Source organism: Inquilinus sp., from assembly GCF_057815775.1.
Genome location: NZ_JBYRFX010000139.1, coordinates 1 through 9,155, shown reverse-complemented (window position 1 = coordinate 9,155; position 9,155 = coordinate 1). Strand labels below are relative to the sequence as shown.

The window sequence follows — 9,155 nt, the reverse complement described above, 5'->3', positions numbered from 1 at the left end:
TTGCTGGTGTAATGCTGCTCCGGATCGCTCGGCCGGCCGGTGGCGCGCTCGGCGAAGAAGATCGGCACCTGGCCGACATCGCGCGGCCAGGTCACCGGCAGCCGGCCGGACGGGTTGACGGCGCCGGTCACGACATCGGCGATGGCATGGCCCGCCTCGGTGCCCAGGAACCAGGTGGCCAGCACCGCCGCCGCCCGGTCGAACAGCCAGGGCAGCATCAGCGGCCGGCCGGAGGACAGCAGCGCCACCACCGGGATGCCGAGGTCGAGCACCGCCTCGGCCAGGTTGCGCTGGCGGCCCGGCAGCTCCGGCCGCGCCCGGCTGGCCGCCTCGCCGCTCATGATCGCCGCTTCGCCGACGCACAGCAGCACGACATCGGCGCCGCGGGCCGCGGCCACCGCCGCGGCGATGCCGGCATCGCCGCCGGTCTCGATTTCGGTGCCCGGCACATAGGTGATCTGGGCCTGCGGCAGCGCCGCCTTCAGCCCTTCGAGGAGCGTCACCGCCTCCTCCCACGTGCCGGCGCCGGCCCAGGAGCCGAGCATCTCGGAGCGGGCATCGGCCAGCGGCCCGATCACGGCGATGCGCTTGGCCGAGGGCGACAACGGCAGCGCGCCCTTGTTGGTCAGCAGCACGGTCGACCGCGCCCCGACCTCACGTGCCAGCCGCCGGCGCTCCGCGTCGTGGAAGGCGTCGGCGGTCGCGGCAACGCGGCGGTACGGGTCGTCGAACAGCCCGAGCCGCTGCTTCAGCCGCAGCACCCGGCGGACGGCATCGTCGATCTCGCCTTGCGTCACCAGACCGCGCTGCAGCGCCGTGGCCAGGCCGGCGGCGTAGGCACCGCTCATCATGTCCATGTCGACGCCGGCCTTCAGCGCCAGCGCCGCGGCCTCGACCGCATCGGCGGCAACGCCATGGTTCAGCAGCTCCATCACCGCGTTGTAGTCGCTGATGATGGCACCATCGAAGCCGAGGCGGCCGATCAGCACGTCGCGCAGCAGGGCGACATTGGCCGTCATCGGCACCCCGGCGATGTCATTGAACGCCGGCATGACAGTGGCGGCGCCGGCGGCCACGGCCGCGGCGAAGGGCGGCAGGTAGACCTCTTCGATCGCGCGCAGCGACACCTCGGCCGAGGCGTAATCCCGACCGGCAGTGGCGGCGCCATAGGCCAGGAAATGCTTGGCCGAGACCGCCACGGCGTCGGGTGCCGACAGGTCGGCGGTCTGGTAGCCGCGGACCTTGGCCTCGGCGATGCGGCTGGCGATCCAGGGATCTTCGCCCGGTCCTTCGGAGATGCGGCCCCAGCGCGGGTCGCGGGCGACGTCGAGCATCGGCGAGAACACGAGGTCGATTCCGTCCTCTGTCGCCTCCACCGCCGCCTCGCGCGCCGTGCGCTCCCACAGCTCGGGCGAGAACAACGCCGCCTCGGCCAGCGGAATCGGGAAGATGGTGCGGTGGCCGTGGATGACGTCGAAGGCGAAGAACAGCGGGATCTTCAGCCGCGTCTCCTCCACCGCCAGGCGCTGGGTCTCGCGCACCCGGGCGGCGCCCCAATGGTTGAACACGCTGCCGACCCGGCCGGTGCGGACCCCTTCGGCCACGTCGCCCGGCAGCACCGGCCCGGTTACCGCCAGGGTCGAAGACACCATGATGAGCTGGCCGATCTTCTCCTCGAGCGTCATCGCCGCGAGCAGGGTTTCGATGCGATCCGACGGATTCTGCGCCAAGGCCTGTATCCTCCGCCCCCGCCCGGCACCGGATGCGCCGCGTCGGGAGGTCATCGCGATGAAGGCAAAAAAAACGGGCGCCGGAAAGGGGGAATCCGGCGCCCGAGTCGAGGGGAAGTCGATAGAAGGAGGTGCCGCGATCAGGCCTTCGGCAGCTTCATCGCGACGAAACGCTGGTCGCCCTGGTGGTTGATCAGCAGCATGACCGCGTTGCGATCCGCCGCCTTCGCCACCTTGACCTGCTTGGCGACCTCGGACGGGGTCTTCACGGTCTCGCTGCCGACCCGGACGATGACATCGCCGGGGCCGACGCCAATCTCGCGCGCCGGGCCGTCCTCGCGGATGCCGGTGACGAGCACGCCCTCGACCTCGTCCGGCACGCTGTATTCGCGACGCACCTTCGGGGTCAGGGCCGACAGCGACAGGCCGAGCTGGTCATCGACCGACGGGCCGCTGTCGTCGGCGCTGGCGACCTGCTGCGTGTTCGGCAGCTTGGCGACGTCGACCTGCACGGTCTGGGTCTTGCCGTCGCGCAGCAGTTCGACCGGCACGGTCTTGCCGGCTTCGGTGTTGGCGACCAGGCGCGGCAGCTCGGACAGCTGGTTCACCGGCTTGCCGTCGAAGGACAGGATGACGTCGCCCTGCTTCACGCCGGCTTTCAGCGCCGGGCTGTCGTCCTGGACGTCAGCGACCAGCGCGCCCTTGGCCTTGTCGAGGCCCAGGGCATCGGCCATTTCAGGCGTCACCGACTGGATCTGGACGCCCAGCCAGCCGCGCTCGACGCTGCCATGCTCGCGGATCTGGGCGATCACGGTCTTGGCCAGGTTCGACGGGATGGCGAAGCCGATGCCGACCGACCCGCCCGACGGCGAATAGATCGCGCTGTTGATGCCGATCACCTTGCCGCTGGTGTCGAAGCTGGGACCACCAGAATTGCCGCGGTTGATCGGCGCGTCGATCTGCAGGAAGTCGTCGAACGGGCCCGAATGCAGGTCGCGGCCCCGGGCGGAGACGATGCCCGCGGTGACGCTGCCGCCGAGGCCGAACGGATTGCCGACGGCCACGACCCAGTCGCCGACCTGGGCGGCATCGCTGTCGCCCCATTCGACCGAGGTCAGCTTCTTGTCGGTGTCGATCTTGAGCAGCGCGAGGTCGGTCTTCTCATCGGTGCCGATCACCTTGGCCGGGATCTCGGTGCCGTCGTTCAGGGTGACGGTGATCTTCCCGGGGTCGGCGTCCTTCACCACATGGTTGTTGGTGACGATGTAGCCGGCCGGATCGATGATGAAGCCGGACCCGGCGCCATGGATCTCCTCATCGCCGCCGCCATCACCACCGCCGCCACGCTGGCCGCGGCCGCCCGGCTGCTGCTCGTCGAAGAACTTCTTGAAGAAGTCATCGAAGGGCGAGCCCTGCGGGCCGTTCTCGCCACCACCACCGCGGCGATCGGCCATCGGGCTGGCCTGCGGGTGTTCGATGGTCGAGACATTGACCACCGCCGGCGTCACCTGGCGCACCAGCCCGGCGAAGGAGCCGGGGGCGGACGGCACCAACGAGGTCGCGGCTTCACTCTGGCTCTGCGCCGCCGCCGGGTGGTCGAAGGTCAGGATCGCCCCGACCGGCACGCCGATCAGGGCCGTGCCGAGCAGCAGAGCCGCCGTGAACCGGCGGAGGCCAGTCCGCGGGCCGCGGTCGTCGGAACCGAAGGGGGTCTTCATCTGCATCTCCACAGTCTTCAGTCGCCGCCCGTTTCGGTCGGCGTGTGGTGATGAAGATGGGACCAGCGCGTTTAAACCGCCGTTTCGTTGGTATTAATTCGGATTAATAAAGGGATTCCGTGACTTTGCGGCTCGCGCAACGGCGGATCGGTATCGAGTCATCGACGTCCGGCTTGAGTTTAACGAATTGTATGTTGATGGCATGCGAGCCGCGGCGCAAAACCGCAGCGTGCTCCGGGTCGATATCGACGCATCCCCCCTTGTAGCGGACGATAGCGCCCCAAAAATATAGCTGTGCACGGGGATGGTTCCGGTTGCCGGTGGTCCGGCGACGTCGGCTTGCAACCGCCGCCGCCCGCCCCGTTCCGGAACGATCCCCCTCGCCGCTGAAGGTCGCCGCGACATCGCGATCGATGATTGGTCCCGATGCCCATCCCATGTGGTGGCGGGAGAGTGAGATGATGGTAACGACATTTCTGATCATCTGGGCCGTGATCGGCCCGTCGATCGGCCTCGCCTTTGGCGCTTGGTGGAGCGCGAAGGTGCGGGACGAGCCGGTTCGCGTTCATATCCGCCGGGCCGCGGCGCAGCCCGCCCTGTCGCAGGCGCCCCGCACGCTCGGCTGGCGCTGAATGATCCCGACGGGCGTCAGAGGCCCGATAGGCGTCAGAGGATCGTCAGCAGGACCTGCAACTCGGCCGGATCGAGTTCCGGCTGCGGGTCTTCCCAGCGTGGCGTCGCCTCATCGCTCAGCTGCTTCAAGATATGCACGCGCACATCCTGGCAGCCATCGACCCGCTGCTGCACCGCCGCGTCGATCGGCCAGACCGTCGCCGTCAGCATGAGGACATAGGCGAGATCGTCGGTGGTATCCGACAGCGGCAGCAACAGCGCGCGCTTGCGGACACTGTCGATGCCGTCGGACAGCGCGAATTCGGCATAGAGCGGACGTTCCGACAACTGCACCGTCATCAGCGCCTTGCGCAACGCATCGTGTCGCTCGCCGCTGGTCAGTTCCTCCAGCGGCCGGCCCGGCAGGTTGCGATTGGATGCCAGGCCAGCGCCCTGCGCGTCGAGCGCAAAGCGGAAGGTCGTCTCGCACGGCATCCACGCCCAGAGCAGGATCGGGGGAGGCAGCCGGCTGAGGCTGGCAAAGATCATTTCATCGCAAGCCGGCAGGCGACCCTTCGCCGCCAGCTGCGCCCAAATCCGGTAGACCGACCGAAGCTGGCGGTCCGCTATCGCCTCACCGAACGCCACGCTGACCATCCCCCCGCTGGAAGCTCGCCGCACACGAGAAAAAATTCTGCGCCCGCACCCAAAATTGTGCATCCCCCAATTGGAGGATGACAACGAAAGTTTTCATCCGCGTTATGGCGATTCGTCGTGGGTTGTCATCAAGTTTCACCGATTTTCAATGGGACGGATGACGGGGAGCCCTGCCGCAGGGTATCCACAGAATGGTGACGGATTTTCGTGAGTCGAACCGATCATGTGCCGCTGGCTGAGCTATTCGGGCGCGCCGATCTTCCTCGAGAAGCTGATCTTCGAGCCTGAGTTCTCGCTGATTGCGCAGAGCCTGCACGCCCGCAAGGCGGCGGTGGCGACCAATGGCGACGGCTTCGGCGTCGGCTGGTACGGCGAGCGGCCGATCCCCGGCCTGTACCGCGATATCCTGCCGGCCTGGGCCGATCCCAACCTGAAAAGCCTGGCCCATCAGATCCGGGCGAAGATGTTCTTCGCCCATGTCCGGGCCTCGACCGGCACGGCTACCAGCCGGGCGAATTGCCACCCGTTCTCGCAGGGCCGCTGGCTGTTCATGCACAATGGCCAGATCGGCGGCTATGACCGCATCCGGCGCCGCCTCGACGCGCTGATCCCGGACGATCTCTACGCCAGGCGGGCCGGCACGACGGACAGCGAATTGATTTTCCTCGCTTTGTTTCGCTTCGGTCTGGAACAGGACCCGGCTGCGGCGCTGCGCCGCACCGTGGCCGAGATCGGCGAGGCCATGGCGGCGGCCTCGGTCACCGAGCCGTTCCGTATGACCGCGGCGTTGAGCGACGGCTGCAATGTCTGGGCGGTGCGTTACGCCACCGACGAGACGCCGCCGTCGCTGTTCTTTTGTTCCGAGGATGTGCAGCGGCTGATCGTGTCCGAACCGCTGGACGGCGATTTCGACCATTGGCACCAGGTGCCGCCGGGTCATCTGCTGGTCACCGACTGCGCCGGGCGGCTGGACCTGGAGCCGTTCGTCCCCTGATCCGGCCGCACGGGCGTTATCGCGCCCTTGTTCAGATGGACCGACCGGTCGAGTCCCAACTCCAGTGCCGAGTACACGCGCGCCGTTGACGTCATCGCTCGAACCCCTCCCCGCACACCGGATGCCATACGCCTTCGGTTGCGAAGTGTCCGGGCAGGGCCGACGCCCGGCTCATCCAGCCGCGACCTGTGATGTCGTAGCCGGCCCATCGCTTCCGCTCCCTTGGCCCGATCATGCTGCCGCTTGTCATCGGCTCGGCCAAGGGGAGCGGCCGATGTCGCAATCTGGCGGGCCGCCGCCGCCGGCATCGGCATGCTGGTGCCGGACAATGCGAGGCCGACCATGACCCTGCCGACCGAACCGAAGATCGTCTTCCTCGACCGCGAGACCCTGGCGCCGGCGATCCGCCTGCGGCCACCCGCCTTCCCGCATCGCTGGGAGGAGCACCAGCGGACCGCGCCGGACGAGGTGCTGCCGCGGCTGCAAGGCGCCAGCGTCGCCGTCATCAACAAGGTCCAGCTGCGCGAGCCGGTGCTGGAGCAGCTGCCGGACCTGCGGTTGATCGCGGTCGCGGCCACCGGCACCGATTGCGTCGACACCGCCTGGTGCGACCGCAATGGCGTGGCCGTGGCCAACATCCGCGGCTACGCCGTGCACACGGTGCCGGAGCATGTCTTCACTCTGATCCTGGCGCTGCGCCGGTCGCTGCTGCCCTATCGCCGCTCGGTCGAGGCCGGGCGCTGGCAGGAGGCGCGGCAGTTCTGCTTCTTCGACCATCCGGTGCTGGATCTGCACGGCGCCCGGCTCGGCCTGATCGGCGGCGGGTCGCTGGGCAATGCGGTCGCGACCATCGCCCGCGCCTTCGGCATGGATGTCGTCTTCGCCGGCCGCAAAGGTGAGGCCACCCCCGCCGAAGGCCGCGTGCCGTTCGACGAGGTGATCGCGACCAGCGACGTGATTTCGCTGCACTGCCCGCTGCGGCCGGAGACGCGCGGCCTGATCGGCGCCGCCGAATTCGCCCGGATGAAGTCCGAGGCCCTGCTGATCAACACCGCCCGCGGCGGGCTGGTCGATGAAGAGGCGCTGACCGACGCCCTGCGATCGGGCCGGATCGGCGGTGCCGGCTTCGACGTGGCGATGCCCGAACCACCGCCGGCCGACGCGCCGCTGATGCGCCTGCTGGACCTGCCGAACTTCATCCTGACCCCGCATGTCGCCTGGGCCGCCCGCGGCGCGATGCAGGCCCTGGCCGACCAACTGATCGACCTGGTCGACGGCTTCCAGCAGGGCAAGCCCTTCAACCTGGTGGCGGGGGCCGCCGGACGGGGCTGAGGGCCGGTCGTCATTGCTGTGCGAGTTCACGAATTCGGTGATGGATTGGGTTGAGATTTGGTGAGAGCGAAGGCCTTCGGAGTTCCCGCAAGGCGGCATGGATCTCGTAGCGGTTGAGGCCGCGGTGCCGGCAGGCCAGGATCTCGGCCTCGATGCCGGTGGGGTCGCGGCGGCAGCAGGTCCTTCTCTGAACCGCTTTGCAGATGGCGGCTGTAATACTTGCGGAATGTTCGCGAGCAGGTGCCGTGGTGACGGTAGAACTCGCTCACCCGCCGGAACGTCTGTGACGTCCCGGCCTTCACCGCCTCGTATCCTGGGATCAGGAAACGCCACTTCTGCAGATAGTTGCGCTTGATCGTCCGGTCGCAGCTGTTGTCGCGCATCGATGCGGCCTCCTCCGGGCTTCGGCATCGATCAACGAATTCGTGAACTTTCACAGCAATGACGGTTCCGGGGTGCGCCGGCCCCCACCAACCCACACCGTCATCGCGAGCCCGCAGGACCTCCTTAAGTTTGACAGGGGCGATCCAGCGGCACCGCCGACCGCAGCTTGACAATCCATCGATTTGTTCTCTTTATGTTCCAATTCAAGGTGCCTTTCAACGGCCACACGGGATCAGTCGGGATGGAGATGACAGCCACCATCCTCCACGCGGATCTGGATGCGTTCTACGCCTCCGTCGAGCCGCTGCTCGACCCGGCCCTGCGCGGCAAGCCGATCGCGGTTGGCGGCGGGGTGGTGCTGGCTGCGTCCTACGAGGCCAAGGCGTTCGGCGTGCGCGGCGGCATGCCGGGGCGGCAGGCGCGGGAGCTGTGCCCGCAGCTGATCTTCGTCAGCGGCCGGTTCCGGGAGTATCAGCGGCTGGGCGACGCCGCCATCGCGGTGCTCGGTGATTTCACACCGCTGGTCGAGCGGATCTCGATCGACGAGGCCTTCGCCGACGTCGCCGGCTGCACCCATCTGTTCGGCCCCCCGGCGGAGATCGCGGCGGCGATCCGGCACCGCGTGCGCACGGAGCTGGGGCTGCCGATCTCGGTCGGCGTCGCCCGCACCAAGCACCTGGCCAAGATCGCCTCGCAGGTGGCCAAGCCCGACGGTCTCGCGGTCGTCGACCCTGACGCGGAGATGGCCTTCCTGCACGACCTGCCGGTCGAGCTGATGTGGGGTGTCGGCCCGGTCACCCGGGCGCGGCTGGCCGAAACCGGCGTGCGCACCATCGGTCAGCTGGCGGCGACGCCGGGACGATCGCTGGAGCGGCTGCTGGGCCACGCGGCCGGCGAGAAACTGGCGGCGCTGGCCTGGAACCGCGACCCCCGGGAAATCCGGACGCACCGGCGGTCGCAATCGGCCGGCGCCCAGTCGGCACTGGGCCGGAAGCCGGCCACGGCGCAGGTGTTCGTGCCGGCGTTGCGCCATTTGGCGGACCGGGTCGCCACCCGGCTGCGGGCCAAGGCGCGGCCCGGCCGGACCGTGACGGTGCGGGTGCGCTTCGCCGATCTGCGCGCGGTCACCCGCTCCGTCACGCTCGACGCGCCGATCTCGGCCACCACCATCCTGGCCGAGATCGCGGAGGAGCTGGTGCGCAGCGTGCTGGCGCAATACCCGCAGGAGAAGACGATCTCGCTGCTGGCGATCTCGGTGTCGCATCTCGACGACCGGCCGCTGCTGCAGCTGGACCTGCCGCTCGGGCTCGACGACGAGCGGCGTCGGCCGGGTGCCCGCAAGGGCTTGGCCCGCGGCCAGGCCGACCGCGCCGTCGACGCGATCCGCGAGCGGTTCGGCTGGGCCGCGGTCGGCTACGGCTCGGTCGCCCTCGGCCCGTCCCGCTCCGTCCCCGACGCGTTCCGCGAGCTGGCCGAGAAGGAGCTTTAGGGTCGGATGACCAGGCTGCTGGGATCGACCTTGGTGATGTCGCCGGTGCCGGTCAGCGCCATGCTGATGTCCAGCTCCTTGCGCATGATCTCCAGCGCCTTGGTCACCCCCGCCTCGCCCATCGCGGCCAGGCCGTAGAGGGAGGCCTTGCCCATCAGGCAGCCACGGGCGCCCAGCGCCACCGCCTTCAGGATGTCCTGGCCGGACTGCACGCCGCCATCGAACAGGATCTCGGTCTT

9 protein-coding genes are annotated in these 9,155 nt (G+C 68.7%); 4 read left to right on the top strand and 5 right to left on the bottom strand.

Annotation, left to right across the window (positions count from 1 at the left end):
- Together AC3XYG_RS05035 and AC3XYG_RS05030 are read right to left on the bottom strand one after the other, a co-directional pair.
- A partial coding sequence (locus AC3XYG_RS05035) for a glycoside hydrolase family 3 N-terminal domain-containing protein (RefSeq protein ID WP_489138720.1) occupies positions 1-1,730 on the bottom strand: 1,730 nt, incomplete at its 3' end.
- Between the two features lie 140 nt (positions 1,731-1,870).
- Entirely contained in the window at positions 1,871-3,448 is a 1,578-nt protein-coding gene (locus AC3XYG_RS05030; RefSeq protein ID WP_489138719.1) for a DegQ family serine endoprotease, read from the bottom strand.
- A gap of 458 nt (positions 3,449-3,906) precedes the next feature.
- On the opposite strand from AC3XYG_RS05030, the gene AC3XYG_RS05025 reads away from it, so the two are divergent.
- Entirely contained in the window at positions 3,907-4,080 is a 174-nt protein-coding gene (locus AC3XYG_RS05025) for a hypothetical protein (protein ID WP_489138718.1), read from the top strand.
- Between the two features lie 34 nt (positions 4,081-4,114).
- Here the strand turns inward: AC3XYG_RS05025 and AC3XYG_RS05020 are convergent, their stop codons facing one another.
- Complete coding sequence (locus AC3XYG_RS05020) at positions 4,115-4,708, bottom strand: hypothetical protein (protein ID WP_489138717.1); 594 nt, start codon at positions 4,706-4,708, stop codon at positions 4,115-4,117.
- Positions 4,709-4,940: 232 nt separating this feature from the next.
- On the opposite strand from AC3XYG_RS05020, the gene AC3XYG_RS05015 reads away from it, so the two are divergent.
- Positions 4,941-5,711, top strand: a complete 771-nt coding sequence (locus AC3XYG_RS05015; RefSeq protein ID WP_489138716.1) for a class II glutamine amidotransferase — start codon at positions 4,941-4,943, stop codon at positions 5,709-5,711.
- A gap of 342 nt (positions 5,712-6,053) precedes the next feature.
- Positions 6,054-7,043, top strand: coding sequence for a D-2-hydroxyacid dehydrogenase (locus AC3XYG_RS05010; protein ID WP_489138715.1), 990 nt, complete (start codon positions 6,054-6,056; stop codon positions 7,041-7,043).
- Positions 7,044-7,069: 26 nt separating this feature from the next.
- Here AC3XYG_RS05010 and AC3XYG_RS05005 read toward each other — a convergent pair whose 3' ends face one another.
- Positions 7,070-7,426, bottom strand: a complete 357-nt coding sequence (locus AC3XYG_RS05005) for a hypothetical protein (protein ID WP_489138714.1) — start codon at positions 7,424-7,426, stop codon at positions 7,070-7,072.
- Between the two features lie 242 nt (positions 7,427-7,668).
- Between AC3XYG_RS05005 and dinB the strand changes: the two genes are divergently transcribed.
- Entirely contained in the window at positions 7,669-8,916 is a 1,248-nt protein-coding gene (dinB, locus tag AC3XYG_RS05000) for a DNA polymerase IV (protein WP_489138713.1), read from the top strand.
- Here the strand turns inward: dinB and AC3XYG_RS04995 are convergent.
- Positions 8,913-9,155 (bottom strand): alpha-hydroxy-acid oxidizing protein (locus AC3XYG_RS04995; RefSeq protein ID WP_489138712.1); only part of this gene is annotated, 243 nt, incomplete at its 5' end. The genes dinB and AC3XYG_RS04995 overlap by 4 nt on opposite strands.